General features: G+C 46.0%; 13 protein-coding genes. 10 read left to right on the top strand and 3 right to left on the bottom strand.

Annotated elements, in window-relative coordinates:
- Nucleotides 1-229: 229 nt before the first annotated feature.
- The 8 genes from MJ764_RS08270 to MJ764_RS08235 all read left to right on the top strand — a co-directional run bounded on the left by MJ764_RS08270 (nt 230) and on the right by MJ764_RS08235 (nt 9,096).
- Nucleotides 230-2,431, top strand: coding sequence for a TonB-dependent hemoglobin/transferrin/lactoferrin family receptor (locus tag MJ764_RS08270; protein ID WP_239326093.1), 2,202 nt, complete (start codon nt 230-232; stop codon nt 2,429-2,431).
- 41 nt (nt 2,432-2,472) lie between these two features.
- Nucleotides 2,473-3,513 (top strand): hemin-degrading factor, encoded by a 1,041-nt coding sequence (locus MJ764_RS08265; protein ID WP_239326092.1) that lies wholly within the window; start codon nt 2,473-2,475, stop codon nt 3,511-3,513.
- Between the two features lie 100 nt (nt 3,514-3,613).
- Nucleotides 3,614-4,402, top strand: coding sequence for a heme/hemin ABC transporter substrate-binding protein (locus tag MJ764_RS08260; protein ID WP_239326091.1), 789 nt, complete (start codon nt 3,614-3,616; stop codon nt 4,400-4,402).
- Nucleotides 4,403-4,422: 20 nt separating this feature from the next.
- On the top strand, nt 4,423-5,406 hold the full coding sequence (locus tag MJ764_RS08255; protein ID WP_239326090.1) for a FecCD family ABC transporter permease: 984 nt from the start codon (nt 4,423-4,425) through the stop codon (nt 5,404-5,406).
- Between the two features lie 9 nt (nt 5,407-5,415).
- Nucleotides 5,416-6,186: an ABC transporter ATP-binding protein gene (locus tag MJ764_RS08250; RefSeq protein WP_239326089.1), complete on the top strand. Its 771-nt coding sequence runs from the start codon at nt 5,416-5,418 to the stop codon at nt 6,184-6,186.
- 634 nt (nt 6,187-6,820) lie between these two features.
- Complete coding sequence (locus tag MJ764_RS08245) at nt 6,821-7,612, top strand: amino acid ABC transporter substrate-binding protein (RefSeq protein ID WP_239326088.1); 792 nt, start codon at nt 6,821-6,823, stop codon at nt 7,610-7,612.
- Nucleotides 7,613-7,691: 79 nt separating this feature from the next.
- Nucleotides 7,692-8,336: an amino acid ABC transporter permease gene (locus tag MJ764_RS08240; protein ID WP_239326087.1), complete on the top strand. Its 645-nt coding sequence runs from the start codon at nt 7,692-7,694 to the stop codon at nt 8,334-8,336.
- Nucleotides 8,317-9,096 carry an amino acid ABC transporter ATP-binding protein gene (locus tag MJ764_RS08235; RefSeq protein WP_306807384.1) on the top strand — a complete coding sequence of 260 codons (780 nt, stop codon included), beginning with the start codon at nt 8,317-8,319 and terminating at the stop codon, nt 9,094-9,096. Before MJ764_RS08240 ends, MJ764_RS08235 begins: the two co-directional genes overlap by 20 nt.
- Nucleotides 9,097-9,215: 119 nt before the next feature.
- Here the strand turns inward: MJ764_RS08235 and MJ764_RS08230 are convergent, their stop codons facing one another.
- Nucleotides 9,216-10,076: a pepsin/retropepsin-like aspartic protease family protein gene (locus MJ764_RS08230; protein ID WP_239326086.1), complete on the bottom strand. Its 861-nt coding sequence runs from the start codon at nt 10,074-10,076 to the stop codon at nt 9,216-9,218.
- A 410-nt stretch (nt 10,077-10,486) separates the two neighbouring features.
- Between MJ764_RS08230 and MJ764_RS08225 the strand changes: the two genes are divergently transcribed.
- Together MJ764_RS08225 and MJ764_RS08220 are read left to right on the top strand one after the other, a co-directional pair.
- On the top strand, nt 10,487-11,077 hold the full coding sequence (locus MJ764_RS08225) for a hypothetical protein (protein WP_239326085.1): 591 nt from the start codon (nt 10,487-10,489) through the stop codon (nt 11,075-11,077).
- A 49-nt stretch (nt 11,078-11,126) separates the two neighbouring features.
- A complete protein-coding gene (locus tag MJ764_RS08220) occupies nt 11,127-11,516 on the top strand; it encodes a cupin domain-containing protein (RefSeq protein WP_238791231.1) in 390 nt (129 codons plus the stop codon).
- A gap of 143 nt (nt 11,517-11,659) precedes the next feature.
- Here MJ764_RS08220 and grpE read toward each other — a convergent pair whose 3' ends face one another.
- Complete coding sequence (grpE, locus tag MJ764_RS08215; protein ID WP_239326084.1) at nt 11,660-12,208, bottom strand: nucleotide exchange factor GrpE; 549 nt, start codon at nt 12,206-12,208, stop codon at nt 11,660-11,662.
- Nucleotides 12,209-12,476: 268 nt separating this feature from the next.
- Nucleotides 12,477-15,179, bottom strand: coding sequence for a phosphoenolpyruvate carboxylase (ppc, locus tag MJ764_RS08210; RefSeq protein WP_239326083.1), 2,703 nt, complete (start codon nt 15,177-15,179; stop codon nt 12,477-12,479).
- Nucleotides 15,180-15,457 lie beyond the last annotated feature (278 nt).

Genomic DNA, 15,457 nt, shown 5'->3' with positions numbered 1-15,457 from the left:
CTATCTGTTTGCAATGACTTTCTGCAATGCTGCATTTATCTATATTTACGATGTATTTATATTTGGTAGCGATTGTATGATGCAGATGTAAGTGGTGGCTGGTTAATGTTTGGCTAATATGACTAAAGATTAATAATAATAATTCCCATTAACACTTGTATAAGAGAATCATTATTGATTACAATTGGCCATGTTTATATTAAATTTCGTCAAAAGGGGTTAATTCAATATGCGCCGCTCACCCAAGATTATTGCGCTGGCTATAGCCTGTATTGGTTTTCCAGCAATGGGGTATGCCGAAGGCGAGGCTCATTTGCCAACTGTTAGTGTTGAGGCAAAACGTTCTATGCCGAGTGTATTTAAGGATACTAAAGTTAAGGCAGGGGCTATTGAGAAACAGGGTGCGGTGGATTTAAAAACTGCATTAAAGGATATTCCGGGCGTGGAAGTACTGGATACTCAGGGAACCCGGCAGGGTAATGACAGTATGAATATCCGTGGTCTTAGTGGTAATCGTGTAGCGATGAGCATTGATGGTATTGATTTGCCGGAAGCGAATGAAATGAAGCATACCGGACAGTATGCAATTTTTGGTCGTGGTAATTTTATGGATGTTTCTGCACTCAGTGGTGTGGATATCAGTAAAAATGCCCGTGGCTTTGGTTTGGGTGGCGTGGTGGCTATGCACACGCTGACTGCGGATGAAATTTTGCAGGGAGAAAATCAGGGCGGCTATGTTGATACTCAATACAATAGTGTGGATAAATCTACAGCGGTAACTGGTGCGGCTGCTTTGAAAAGTGGTTACTGGCGTGGTATGGTGCTGGGGACTTATCGTAAGGGTAATGAGTCTGATAATCGTGGTGATGTTGGTGGCAAAGGGGCGTTGCGTACTAAGGCAGACCCTGCTGACCACAACAGCCGCTATTTTCTGACTAAGCATGAATTTGATATTAATGATAAAAATACCATCAATTTTACGGCTGAGTATTTGAGTCGTAATCAGTGGACTGATTCGCTGTCACAGGTTAATCGTTCTTATTCGGATATTCATGGTACAGATGATAATAAGAAGACGCGGTTTTCGCTGGGGCATGATTTTCATCGTGATGAAGGGGTAATTCAAGAAGGTAAAACCCAGCTTTACTGGCAGCAAACCAAAACTGATTCGGTGACTCATCGCGATTATATCCGTGGTTGTAGCAGTATGATTCCAAGTATAAAAAATCGCTGTGCTTTTGAATTTAATAATCAGGATAAGGTATGGGGGTTAACCACTGATTGGCGTGCTCATTTTGATGGCAATGGTTTGAATCAGGACTGGCGTTATGGTTTAAGTTTTGCGCGCCATGAGTTAAGTAGTGACTGGCAGGGATATTATGCTAAATCAAAACCGAATGCTGATAATAAGACTATTCGTGCCAGTATGTATGTTGATGGTGATTTGCAGTGGGGTAATCTGGTGGTAAGCCCCGGTTTGTCTGCGCATTACTATAGTATGAAACCTAATAATAGTGGTTTTTTCCCTGGAACTGATAATAGTATTAGTGAGTTGCGTAAGAAGCATCAAAGTGCAATTACACCGCGTTTAGGTATTTCTTATCAGATAAATCCATTGCTGGTACCTTATTTCCAGTATGCGCGTGGCTTTAATGCGCCATCTCCACAGCAATTGGCCTCTTCGTGGAATCCGGGTAATTACAGCTCTTGGGGCAACCCAAATTTGAAGGCAGAAACGGCCAATAATTTTGAGCTGGGTATACGCGGACAGAATAGTGTATTTGAATATGGCATAGCCGGATTCGATAATCATTATAAGAATTTTATTGATTATGTGAATATTGCTGATCAGGTGTCATTGCCGGCGGTATGGAGTCGCTATCAGACGCTGGTATTGCAGGCTCAGAATTTCAGTAAAGCACATATCTATGGTGGTGAAGCCTATGCTCGCTGGAAATTTGCCCCAGACTGGAAAGCTAGTGGTTCGATTGCTTATTCGCGCGGTTCGATTCGCCAAGACGGTGTAGACCAGCCACTGAATTCTGTTATGCCGGTTAAGGTGAAATTGGGCTTAGCTTATGATAGAGATGTCTGGGGAGCGAATCTGGATTTTACTTATGTAGCCAAGAAAGATGAAAGTGATTTGCAGAACACGGGGTATTACAATCCATCAAGAAGTTATGCTCTAGTTGATTTGGGTGGTTTCTGGAAACCGACTAAGCATTTGAGCTTCCGTGTGGGTGTAAATAATGTATTTAATCAAAAATACTGGAACTGGGCGGATATCGCTTACATGATGCCGAATATGAATACTCAGGCGGGTACTTCTGGCCAGAGTGATGGTAATGCCACCAAATTAACCAAATATAATGCTGACTTCTACTCAGCGCCGGGACGGACATTTAATGTGGGCTTACGCTACACGTTTTAAGTAAATCTGCTACTAATAATAACTTTGTTAAGGAACAAAATATGAGTTTATGGCAACAATATCTGGATAGGAAAGCTGCAGTAGAAGGGCGTATGTATTTCCCGCGTCAGGCTGCGGCTGATTTGGGTGTGAGTGAAGGCGCATTAATGGCGGATGCCCCTGATTCGATTTATTTGGGTAGTCAGATTCGCGAGCTGGTGCTGAAGCTGGAAACGCTGGGTGAAGTGTTGAGTGTGGTACGCAATGATGCAGCGGTGCATGAGAAAATCGGTGTTTATGAGCATGTTACGCTGACTGCGCGCACCGGGCTGGCTTTGAATGTAGGTGGGCTGGATTTACGCTTTTTCCTGCATAACTGGCATCATGCGCTGGCCATAACGATGGTAATGGGCGATAAAACCATGCGCTCGATTCAGTTTTACGATGAATATGGCGTGAATGTTGAAAAGGTGTTCATGCGTGATGATACTAAACTGGAGGCATGGCAGGCGCTGATTGATGAGTTTGCAATCAGTGGTAAGCCGGAATTTTTACCTGCGCCAGAGGTTAAGGTTACTGTACCAGAACCATTGTCACCGGAGCGTGAGCAGGCTTTTCAGGAACGCTGGAATGAGCTGAAAGACGTGCATCATTTTGGTGGTTTGCTGGAAACGTTTAAGATTGACCGTCAGCAGTCTTACCGTCATGCACCTGCCGGCAGCACCAAACAGGTGGATCGCAGTGTATGGGAACAGGTATTAGAGCACGTACAGGCAAATAAGCTGGAAATTATGGTTTTTGTTGGTAACCGCGGACTGGTGCAGATTCAGACTGGTAAAGTGCATAATGTGGTGCGTTCACATGGTTATCTGAATGTACTGGATGCTAAAGTGCCGGAAGAGGGTTTTGATTTGCATCTGCGCGATAGTGATATTGTGGAAACATGGGTAGTACGCCGCCCGATTAGTGAAGGCTATGTTACCTGTATTGAGGGTTTCGACAAGAACCGCCAGACTGTGGTACAGATTTTTGGTCGCCGCGAAGAGGGCAATGATGAAATGCAATCATGGCATCAGCTTATGGATGGCTTGTTAGCTGGCTAAACGGCTACCGCAGGTATGCGTTGCTGTGGCTATGAAGAGTAATCATAAGCTGTAGTAGGCATGCCTGCCGCTATATTGCGAGTAATCAAAAGGGTAAATCATGAAGAAATTACTGTTAGCAGCGGCAATGTGCGCTGCTTTTCCGTTTGCATTTGCTGCCCGCATTGTTACGTTGACACCAGATGTGGCTGATGTTGTGGTAGAACTGGGTGGTGCCAATGAAGTGGTAGGCCGTGAAATGGCTTCTACCAATCCGGCCTTGAAGAATGTGCCCAGTATTGGTTTGTTTCATGGGCTGAGTGTGGAACCGATTGCTGCCAGAAAACCTACTCTGGTTCTGGGGTCGTGGATGGCGCAGCCAACCAGTATTTATGCCAATCTGAATCGGGTGGGCATTGTGGCAGTGAATGTTGCGCCCAAAGATGATATTAATGGCTATGCGGCTGGTATTCGGCAAATTGGTCAGCTTATTGGAAAAACCAGTGAAGCCAATGCATTGGCAGATCGCTGGCTGAGTCAGGTTAAGCAGATGCCGAACACCGGTAAGCGCTATCTGGTTAGCTATGATGGCCGCTTTGTTTCTGGCCGGGGTACCGCGGCAGATGAGTTAATCAGGCGCGCTGGTGGCATCAATGCAGCTGCTGCTATCGAAGGGATGAAGCCGATGTCGCGCGAAGCGTGGCTGGCGGCGAAACCGGATATTATTCTAATTGCCGAGCGTAATCAAAAGTTGGTGGGTGGGATACAAGGCTTAGCAAAGCGGCCGGAAATCGCTGCTTCACCGGCAGCGAAACAGAATAAAATCTATTTTATGCCTTCAAATAATCTGTTTCGCTATGGCCTGAATACGCCGCAGGTTATTTCTAAACTTTATAAACTGGCGCAATAATTATGATGCAAGAGCAGCCTATGGTCAGCACACTTGAACCGACTGTGGTAAAGGGGGTGTTCTGGCCTAAACTGGTTTGGGTTATCGCTGCTGTGTTACTCAGTCTGCTATTGAGCTGGTTTTGTCTGGGGCTGGGCATGGGCGGATGGCAGTGGCCGCAGTCGCTGGATGAAATAACGCTTGGTATCCGGCTGCCACGGGTATTGGTGGCGCTTATTGTTGGCGCTGCGCTGGCTGCTGCTGGTGCGGCATTGCAGGCGCTGTTTGATAATCCGCTGGCAGACCCGAGCCTGATTGGGACTTCTGGTGGTGCAGCATTGGGGGTGATTACTGTTCTGGCCTTTGGCTGGGGGATGGTAACTGTACCTTTAGCAGCTTTTTTCGGTGCACTGCTGGTGTGCTTACTGATTCTGACAGTACATCGTCTGCTCGGTGGCGGTACATTGGGGCTGCTGGTGATGGGTTTTGTGATCAGTGCCTTTTGTGGTGCGCTGGTAAGTCTGATTTTATTTATGTCGGATGATATGGTCTTGCGCAGTGCAACCAACTGGCTGGCAGGTAGTCTGGCTGAATCTGGCTTTACTTCGCCCTGGTATGCTTTGGCTGTGATGTTGCTGGGGCTGGGTTTACTGTTGGTGGTTGGACGGCGGCTGGATATTCTGATGCTGGGTGAAGAAACCGCCATCAGTATGGGGGTAGCGGTAGGCAGTACGCGGATGTGGACGGTTATCGGCGCAGCGCTATTAACAGGTGCGGCAGTGTCATTGGCGGGTATTATTGGTTTTCTGGGCATGATGGTGCCGAATGTGATTGCCCGTAGCTGGGGCGGCAGCCGACGCCGGATTATATTGCTATCTGCTTGGCTGGGAGCGGTATTTTTATTACTGGTAGACAGTGTGGCACGCTGGTTGAGCTATCCGGTAGATTTGCCGGTAGGTATTGTGATTGCTTTACTTGGCGGGCCGTTTTTCCTGTGGCTGTTTTTGCAGCCATTGCGGCGTTAGGAGCTGGGTATGGAGAATTTGTTTACTGTTCGTAATGTGCAGGTGCAAGCACGTAGCCGCTGTATTTTATCTGTACCACAGCTTGATTTGCCGGCCAATCAGCATACCAGTATTATCGGGCCGAATGGTGCGGGTAAATCTACTTTATTGCGTGCGCTGCTGGGCTTGCATGGTACTGGGGTACTGTTACGCGGAGAATCTATTGGCAGTAATTTAAAGCGTGGGCAGATTGCTTGGGTAGGGCAGCACGGACAATATAATTTACCGCTTACGGTGACTGAATATGTGCAGCTTGGCTGTTATCCGCATGGAGGCTGGTTTAAGAAAGCACAGGCATCGACCACAAAATTACAGTATCTGCTGGATGTTTTTGATTTGCGCCCATTGGCACAGCAACGCATTGGCAGTTTGTCTGGTGGTGAGCAGCAGCGTGCTAATGTGGTGCGTGCTCTGTTACAGAATGCACCGGTACTATTGCTGGATGAACCTTGCAATCATCTGGATATTCGCCATCAGCATCGCCTGATGCATTATTTGCGCGAACACCATGCTGAATTCTCGGTCGTTATGGTGTTGCATGATTTAACCATGGCCGCCAATCACGCCGATTTTATTGTATTGATGAATGAGGGGCAGATAGTTGCTTCTGGCACACCGCATGATGTGATGCAGTCTGATTTGCTTAGTGAAGTGTATCAATGGCCAATCCGACGTATCGAAGAGGATGGCAAGCTGTTTTTCCGCATGGCTCATTACCCCGTGCATTCAGCAGTAGCCTGAGTTCACTATGAGATGCATTGATTGAGCTGAATATTCAATGGATGATGAATAATGATGGAGTTAATTTTAGTTTTAAAGTTGTGAAACTACTTGGAAAATTAATTTTTCATTGCTGTTGTCATTAGTTGTGCTCAGTCTTTGCGTTAACGGCCTGTATTCTTAGTTTGCTACAAATTTTAGTGGAAAAAGAGAGCAATGCGGCTATTAGCAGGGGCGTAGTACGGATATTGGACGTATTAAAAGTCAAGTACAAACATAATCAGTTAATTTTGGAAAATTAAATTAATATGAATGGATAGAATGTACGGATAACTGTAGTCATGGTGGAGAAGAGTAATACCCATAAGGCTTGAGCTTTGATTTATGCTGTTATTGATATATAACCATTCTATGCTGTGTATATTGGATACTATTCGCCAGCAAAAAATGATTCGGCATGATTAAACTTGTTTTCTGGTTGATATAATCTGCTCATTGTATAAGTTAATTATGTATTTAATTGCCAATACTGCTGTTTTTACCCTTGGCATTTTGGTTGCAATTGAAGCTTTCAGTATTGGCAGGTGAAAGTGTAAAAAAATTCCGGTATAGTGTATGACACAATTATCTATTTCCCTTTAATCAGGAATTTTATATGCAAAACGCCATGCGTAAATTTTTATTAGGCTCTATGGCTGCGGTGGCGCTTGCTGCCTGTGGTGGTGAGTCTGCTTCCGGTACAACTGCTTCCAGTGAAAGTAAGACAGTAGTCATGGGATTGGATGATAGCTTCCCGCCCATGGGTTTTCGTAACGAAAAAAATGAGCTGGTTGGGTTTGACATTGATATGGCGCGTGAAGCGGCCAAGCGTGCCGGTCTGGCCGTAGAACTTAAGCCGATTGACTGGAGTGCCAAGGAATCGGAGCTTAACAGTAAGCGTGTAGATATGCTTTGGAATGGTCTCACCATTACGCCGCAGCGGCAGCAGCAGTTATTGTTATCCAAACCGTATATGGATAATCATCAGATTATTGTTGTGCGTCCTGATAGTGGTATTAGCACCAAAGCGCAATTGGCAGGAAAAGTGGTTGGCGTACAAGATGGCAGCAGTGCGGTGGACGCAGTAGAAGCTGAACCAAATGTGGCTAAATCTTTTAAAGAGTTGAAGAAATATTCTGATAATGTGACTGCTTTGATGGATGTGTCGACCAAACGCGTGGATGCATTGGTGGTGGATGAAGTGGTTGGTCGTTATTATGTGGCGAAAAAACCGGATGAATATAAAGTATTAAGTGATGATTTCGGTACTGAGCAGTATGCTGTGGCGTTCCGTAAGGATGATCAGGCTTTGGAGCAGAAAATTCAGGCTGCTCTGGATAGTATGAAAGCTGATGGTACATCTGCTAAAATTGCCGCAAAATGGTTCGGTAAAGACATCGTCAAATAAGTGCTGTTTTTACTTTGGAATCAACGCTGCCTGAATGTGCATTGTTCAGGCAGCGTTATTGTTGTTTTAAGGATTACACGTGAATAATGTGTTAAATATGCTGCCGGAATTGTGGACGGGGGCAAAAATTACCCTCAGCCTGTTTGCCATTACCCTGCTGCTGTCTATTCCGTTGGGGCTGGTATTGGCGCTATTGCGTCTGTCTGGCATTAAAGCGCTGGATTACATCGTTAATTTTTACATCTGGGTGATGCGTGGCACGCCGCTGATGTTGCAGATTTTCTTTATTTACTTTGCTTTGCCGGCAGTCAATATTCTGCTGCCTGCTTATACCACGGCAGTAGTGGCGTTTGTACTCAATTATGCAGCCTATTTTGCTGAGATTTTCCGTGCCGGTATTCAGGGCGTAGGTAAGGGACAGTATGAGGCAGCAAAAACACTGGGTATGAGCTATGGTCAAACCATGCGCCGCATTGTTCTGCCGCAAATGTGGAAAAAAATCCTGCCACCATTAAGCAATGAAACCATTACGCTGGTTAAGGATACCTCGCTGGTGTATGTACTGGCGTTGCAGGATGTGATGCGGGTGACCTATCAGTTGGTACAGCGTGAGTTCAATCTGATGCCGTTTTCTGTGGCGGCCGCTTTCTACTTGATTATGACCCTGATTCTGACTTGGGGCTTCCAGAAAATGGAGAAACGCTATGCACGCTACGACGACTGATTTAATGATAGATGCACGCGGTATTTACAAGGCCTTTGGTCAGGTGGAAGTGCTTAAAGGTGTGGATATTCAGGTGGCACGCTCGGAAGTGGTTGCCATTATCGGCTCTTCCGGTTCCGGTAAATCTACTTTGCTGCGCTGTCTGAATTATCTGGAAAAAATCGATGCCGGCAGCATTGCGATTGAAAACGATTTTCTGGTGCAGAATAACAGCCATAACCGTGCTCATTATGTGCCTGAACGGACGATTAAGAATATCTGTGCGCGCATGGGTATGGTATTTCAGCAGTTTAATCTGTTTCCGCATATGACTGTGTTGCAAAACGTGATTGAAGCACCAATCACGGTGAAAAAAATGCAGCGTGACGAAATTGTGCCACTGGCGCAGGAGCTGTTGCGTAAAGTGGGCTTGGAAAACAAACAGGATTGTTATCCGTCGCAGTTATCCGGTGGACAGAAACAGCGTGTTGCCATCGCTCGTGCACTGGCTATGCAGCCACAGATTATGCTGTTTGATGAACCGACTTCGGCACTTGACCCGGAGTTAACCGGCGAAGTATTAAAAACCATGCAGCAGTTGGCTGAAGACAAGATGACGATGGTGGTGGTAACCCATGAGATGGGCTTCGCGCGCGAAGTGGCCAACAAGGTGCTGTTTATGGATAAAGGTGTGATTGTTGAATCGGGTGAAGCAAGAAGCTTTTTTGCCAATCCGCAGCATGCACGGACACAGGCGTTTTTGAGTTCGATGTTGAAGTAATTTAAATACTATTGCATAAATAAGCCTTGGAATTTCCAAGGCTTTTAAATTATTTTGTGGTTATTGGATGGCGGTGATATTGACTTTATGTTGTAATCTGTCTGACAAATTTGACCGATTCAGAAAGCCGGTTTAATCCATAGTTGCTGGTTTTTCTGGTCTATTTTCACGCTATATTTTTTCAGGAAATCTATGCCAAGTAAGCCGTCTGATTCAAATTGGTCCGGCATACCGTCCATAATAGCCGCCTGAATGGGGATTTTACGGATGGATGGGTTAGTCAGAATGATTTTAACTGTCTGGGGATTGCCTTTTTTATTCAGCCGCAGTGTGGCTTCTTCAGATTTGGCTGCGGGTGTTTTATTGCTGTTGTTGAATGATGCTGGCAGTGATTTGCCTTTGATAAAGGTCATTGATGCACCGGTATCCAGAACTAGGCTGTATGGTTTTTTCTGGTCGGTAAGATTGATGATAATGCCTTCTTTGGGATGAATGTTGTAGGGGAAAGCAATCCATTGCTGGTTTATCTGGGCAGAATCCTGACCATCATCGATTATGATTTTTTTGTGCGCAAAATCCAGAGTAAGGATGTGATTCTGAAAGAGTGGCAAACCGATAACTGGCAGGTTGTCATCTGGTGCAGGTGCCTGTTCCTCAGTACTGGAATAACTCCAGCCCCATGGTTTCAGTTCTTCTGCATTGATGTTGTCAAAGTTAAGCCCGTTAATATCTAGATGTTTTATCAGAAATTTTTGTGTTTCATTAATTTTTCCGCTTAAATCCAGACTTTTATTGGTATTTTGGTTTTTGGTCGTATCTGGCAGTTGTTGCAGTGTATTTAGCGGTAAATGCAAGGCTGTCTGTGAACCTGTATCAAGCTGAAACTGGCTTGGTTTGCCATTGATATTTAAGACTACTTTGGCAATATGGGGATCTTTGGTAAAGGTTACCGGTAATACTACTTCTTTTGCCATAGCCATTTTTATGGCTATGCAGATAAAAATAAAAAATAGGCTTGATAAGCGCATGGATTTTATCATTTTTTACAGTATAAGGTAATATCGGTGTTATGTGTTTATACTTGATTAACTGGTGATAAGCAAGAACAAAGAACAATTAAAGTTAATAATCAGCCAGATTGATTATGTGTTTGTTTCTTTTAGGAGGGAGCTATACACTTAGAACGTTTATTTTTAATATTTATTTACTATTAATTTTGTCAGTTGTTAAGATAAAAATATTATTTTTGGTATAGAACTAAAATCTGGATTGAATATTCTTGCTTAGGTTTGCCATGGATTTTTTTTATCAATATCGGAAGTTATTGATAGGTATTTTATTATTATGTGTTGGCTGGTGGCGATTTTCACCTTATTCACCACGGGTGGTTATGCCAACATATTTAAATGATGGTGTGGATTGTTCGCAGTTTCCGCCGATGGCTACGGGTGATGAACCATTGCAAACAGAAATACCAAAAGGAATGCAGCCGTTTGTGTTGCCAAAGGTGAAAATGACTCCTTTGGCCGGATTTAGTATGCCCGCACGTGTACTACATCGCGCTGCTTATCTTTATGATGAATCCGCTAGTATCTCTGCAATTGACTGGTTTGTGGGGTGGGGGTTTATGGCTAATGAAAAGGTAGTAAAGCGTCTGAAATTTGAGCAGAGAGCCCGTTTTGGTGGTATTGCCGGCACTAAAGATGGGGGCTCTATGCCATATTCTTATGATGATATGTACCTGAATGCTTCGAATGTCCATTTGATTCCGGCAAATAAAAAAATAGCTGCTCAGATTAGCGGTATTAAGGTTGGGGATAATGTCCGTGTGGATGGTTGGCTGGTTAGGGTCGATATGGGAAATAGGTATGTGGTATCGTCATTGTCACGCACTGACAGGGGAGCGGGAGCGTGTGAAGTAATACTGGTGTGTAATGTTACCCGGCTTGCTGCTGAAAAAGTATGGCCGGATTATAAGTGACTTTTGATATGGAGGTGGAATGATGTTAGCTAGATGGTTGCTTGCACTGATGCTGGCCGCTATGGCCAGTACGGTATGGGCTGATGTGTATTCAAAAGATGAATTGATTGGTTTTAATCGCGATGCCGCAGCAGGTGGTAAGGGCACTTTGTATGGGCAGTTTGCATTCAGACGAGATGCGGCAAAGAGGGATGAGGCGATCAAGGAGATTGGCTGGATGACGTTGCAGCCGGGTGATTCAATTGGTTTTCATCGGCATGAGCATAATGAGGATACTTATATTATTGTTTCGGGGATAGGTCTGTTTACTGATTCTGATGGTAAGTCTTATCAAGTTACGGCTGGTGATGTGACAATTGCGCGTAAAGGGCAATCGCATGCTTTGGCCAATATAGGTAAGGAGCCGCTGGTGTTTATTGATGTGATTGCTGAGCAATAATTTCAGGTGTAGTTTTACTGCTCAGATGGATAGCCGGAGCGGCATGTTGTTTTTTTGCTCTTCGAAAAAAATGTAATTGGGCAGGGATATTATATATAAACCGTCAGACAATGGTGTGTCTGACGGTTTTTGTGTACGCGGATTTACTCTGCGTCAGCCGCTTTGGCTACGGTTACCATGGCTGGGCGTAATACGCGGTCGGCAAGGGTATAGCCTTTTTTCATAATGGAAACCACGGTGTTGGGTTCCTGTTCGCTGTCTACGCTTTGCAAAGCCTGATGGCGGTGTGGGTCAAGTTTATCACCGGCTTTTGGGGCGATTTCTTTAACGTTAGACTGGTCAAAAGCTTTTTGTAATTCGGTGAGGGTCATTTGTACGCCCATTTTCAGGGCATCAAAGTTGCCGCTCTGGTCTTGCAGTGCCATTTCCAGATAGTCTTTGACCGGCAGCATGGCACTGGCAAATTTCTGGCCGGCAAATTTGTGCGCGCTTTCGAGCTCTTCCTGATGGCGGCGACGCAGGTTCTGTTCGGTTGCGAGTGCACGCAGTTGTTCGTCTTTGAGTTGTCCTTCAAGCTCGTTAATACGTTCCTGTAAGTCTTCGATGGAGGCTTCGGGGGCAACAGTTGGTTCTGTGGTTTCGGTGTTATCGTTAATCTGAGTTTCGTTTTCAGTGTTGTTTTCCGGTTGCATGTTTTTTCCTCGGCAAAAAGGTGAATTATTTGATTAAATTGGGTCGTTGTGGCGCTATTTCAAGCGACTGACGTGGGGTTATGGTGGTTTTTGCTGAGGGTATTTATGGTTTTGTTTTTGTTGTGCAATTTATGCATGGTTTTTTATCTGGGTATTTAAATACCTTATTCATGATAGAAATGTAAATGCCGGATTGGGCGTAGTTTGGCAGGTAGAAAGTTGATAGGCGGACAGGCGCAGATGGTGCTGTCCGCCGCTTTGACTGATGTTAGCCGGTATTACGCAATCCCTGAGCAATACCGTTAATGGTCAGGTGGATAAGCTGGAGTATTTCGCTGTTATCCGGTTGCTGGCGCAGTTGTTGCAGCAAATGAACCTGAAGCCAGTTCAGGGTGTTCAAATAGGGGATGCGCAAGGCCAGTGAACGCGCCAGTGTACGGTTGTCGCTCAGGTAGTGTTGGCGTTGCAGGATGTTGAGTAAGGCTTGTCGGCTGCGCTCAAATTCATTCGCCAACATGGTGTAAATGGTTTGGGCGACTTGCTGATCAGTGGCAAGGCTGATATAGGCTTTGGCAATGGTGAGATCGGCTTTGGCCATTACCTGATCCATGTTGGAAAGCATGGTCTGGAAAAAGGGGCTGTGTTGTGCCTGTTGCTGTAAGCGTTGCAGATTGCTGCTGTCCTGTTCGATGAGGTCGGCTACGGCACTGCCAAAACCATACCATGCTGGTAGCATGAGGCGATTCTGGGTCCAGGAAAATACCCACGGAATGGCGCGTAAATCCTGAATTCTGGCCAGTGTTTTACGGCTGGCCGGACGGCTGCCGATATTGAGGCTGGCAATTTCCTGAATCGGGCTGGTTTGCAGGAAGTAGTCAATAAATCCGGGAAAGGTAATTAGCTGGCGATAGTATTTGAATGCACTGGCAGACAGTGCATCCATCAGTTTGCTGTCGGGCTCACTGTTCTGGGGTGGTAATACGGTGGCTTCGAGGGTGGCGGCAATCAGTGCTTCGAGATTGCGTTCGGCGTTGGTGGGGTCGGCGTATTTGGCGGTGATGACTTCACCCTGTTCGGTAATGCGTATCTGTCCGGCTACGCTGCCGGCTGGCTGCGCCATGATAGCATCGAAAGAAGGTCCTCCGCCACGACCAACGCTGCCGCCACGGCCATGAAACAGACGCAGGCGGATATGATGGCGGTCAAACAGTTGTACCAGTCTGGATTCTGCCTGATACAGTGACCACTGGCTGGTGACGTAACCGCCATCTTTATTGCTGTCGGAGTAACCCAGCATGATTTCTTGCAGGTTGTCGCGGCTGTGCAGGAATGCACGGTACCACGGCAGGTTGAACAGGTTATCCATGATGCCGAGGCAATTGTGCAGGGCATCGATGGTCTCAAATAGGGGAACGATGTTGATACGGCTGGTGGGTTTTTCGTTGCTGATAGTCAGCAGGCCGGTTTCTTTAAGCAGTAATGCGACTACCAGTATGTCGCTAACGGTTTCGGTATTAGAGATGATGAACTGGTTGATGGCTGTTTCACCATAGTGATTTTTGATGCTGGCAGCGGTTTGGAAAATAGCCAGTTCGCGCATGGTATGGGGGCTATACTGGATATAAGGGCTATACAGGGGGCGCTGGGTGCTCAGCTCGCGTAACAGTACGCGTTGTTTGGCTGCTTCGCTTAAGGTCTGGAAAGCTTCAAGACCGGCATGGGTAAACAGTTCGGCCACAACTTCGGCATGTTTGCCCGCATGCTGGCGTAAGTCTATGGGCATGAGATGAAAGCCAAACAGGGAAACAGAACGAATCAGATCAGTCAGTTTGCCATGGCTGAGCAGGGCACTGCCATTTTGTTGCAGCGAGCTGGCGATATTGTTGAGTTCCTGTAGGAGTTCTGCCGGCTGTTGATAGGGGGACAAGCTGTAATGGGGGCAGTCTGGTTGGATACCTAGTTGTTGTGCTGTGGCATGGAGGCGTGCCTGTATATAGGTGAGGGCACGCCGATAAGGTTCTTCTTTATGTGCAGTGGCGGTGTCCGGTGACTGTTCGGCCATCTGGAGAACGGTATGATCAACCTGAACGCGGCGGGATGACAGGGGCAGTAGTTGATGCAGTTCATCCAGACACTGGTGATAATGCTGCAACAGGGTATTAGCCTGAAAGGTGAAAGCTTCCTGTAATGTATCGGCATTGACAAAGGGGTTGCCGTCACGATCGCCGCCAACCCAGCCACCTATGCTGAGTACGTTGGGCAGGCTGGCTTGCGGGTAGACGCTGGCAAGTTGCTGTTGCAGCTTGCGATACAGCGCAGGTACGGCTTTGAAAAAGCTTAATGGAAAATAGGTTACGCTGTTGTAGATTTCATCGCTAACGCTGATTTTGAAATGACGGGTTTCGTCAGTCTGCCATAAGGCCAGCAGGATGGCTTCGGTCTGTTGTTGCAACTGTTCGCTGTGATGTTTGCCAGTATGGCTACGCTCGTTAAGGATAGTACGAATATGACGTTGGAAACAGAGAATGCATTGGCGTTGTACTTCGGTGGGGTGGGCGGTGAGAACGGCACTGATGCTGGTGTGCTGTAAGGTCTGTTCCAGCTCGGAGATGCTGATATGCTGTTGCTGAATCTGATTGATAACGCGAATAAAGCTGGTACGCCCGGGATGCTGGCTGTTGTTTTCATATGCCTGTCGCCGCCGTTCATGATGGGCATCTTCGGCGATGTTTAATACCTGTGCAAACAGGCTGCAAGCGCGAATCAGGTCTTGTTGCTGGCGCAAGTCGAGGGTGGGAAGTGCCTGCTGGATGGTGGTTTGTGGCTGGTTGCCATTGAGTAGCTGGCGTAATACGGTTTGTACGGCTGCGGTAGTTTCGTGTTGCAGGATGTTAAATAATGCCTGAGTCAGAAAGCTGATGTCTGCCAATAGGGGAGCGTCTTTGTGTTTGTCCAGAAGTGGTGTGGGCATGGTTTTCTCGCTTTTGCAGATCGGTATGTTTATGTTCAATAGCTTGCTCTATGATATTACGTGGTGATTCTGCCGGCAATACTGCTGATTTGATAAAGGGTTATAACTACTGCTTCTTAGGTTACAAAAATATATTCTTTCTCAATTGTCTGGACGGCCTTTTATATTGTTGGTGCTTGTAGCACCGCAGAATGATGTCGCTGTTTGGTTTTATGTGTTCTGTTTATAATTTTGGCATATTTTGCTGTTGGGACATAGCCTGAACAAGGTGGTTCCAA

It is taken from the genome of Snodgrassella gandavensis, assembly GCF_914768025.1.
Lineage (GTDB): Bacteria > Pseudomonadota > Gammaproteobacteria > Burkholderiales > Neisseriaceae > Snodgrassella > Snodgrassella gandavensis.
The sequence above is the reverse complement of the archived record's forward strand: the minus strand, read 5'-3'. Positions and strand labels throughout refer to the sequence as shown.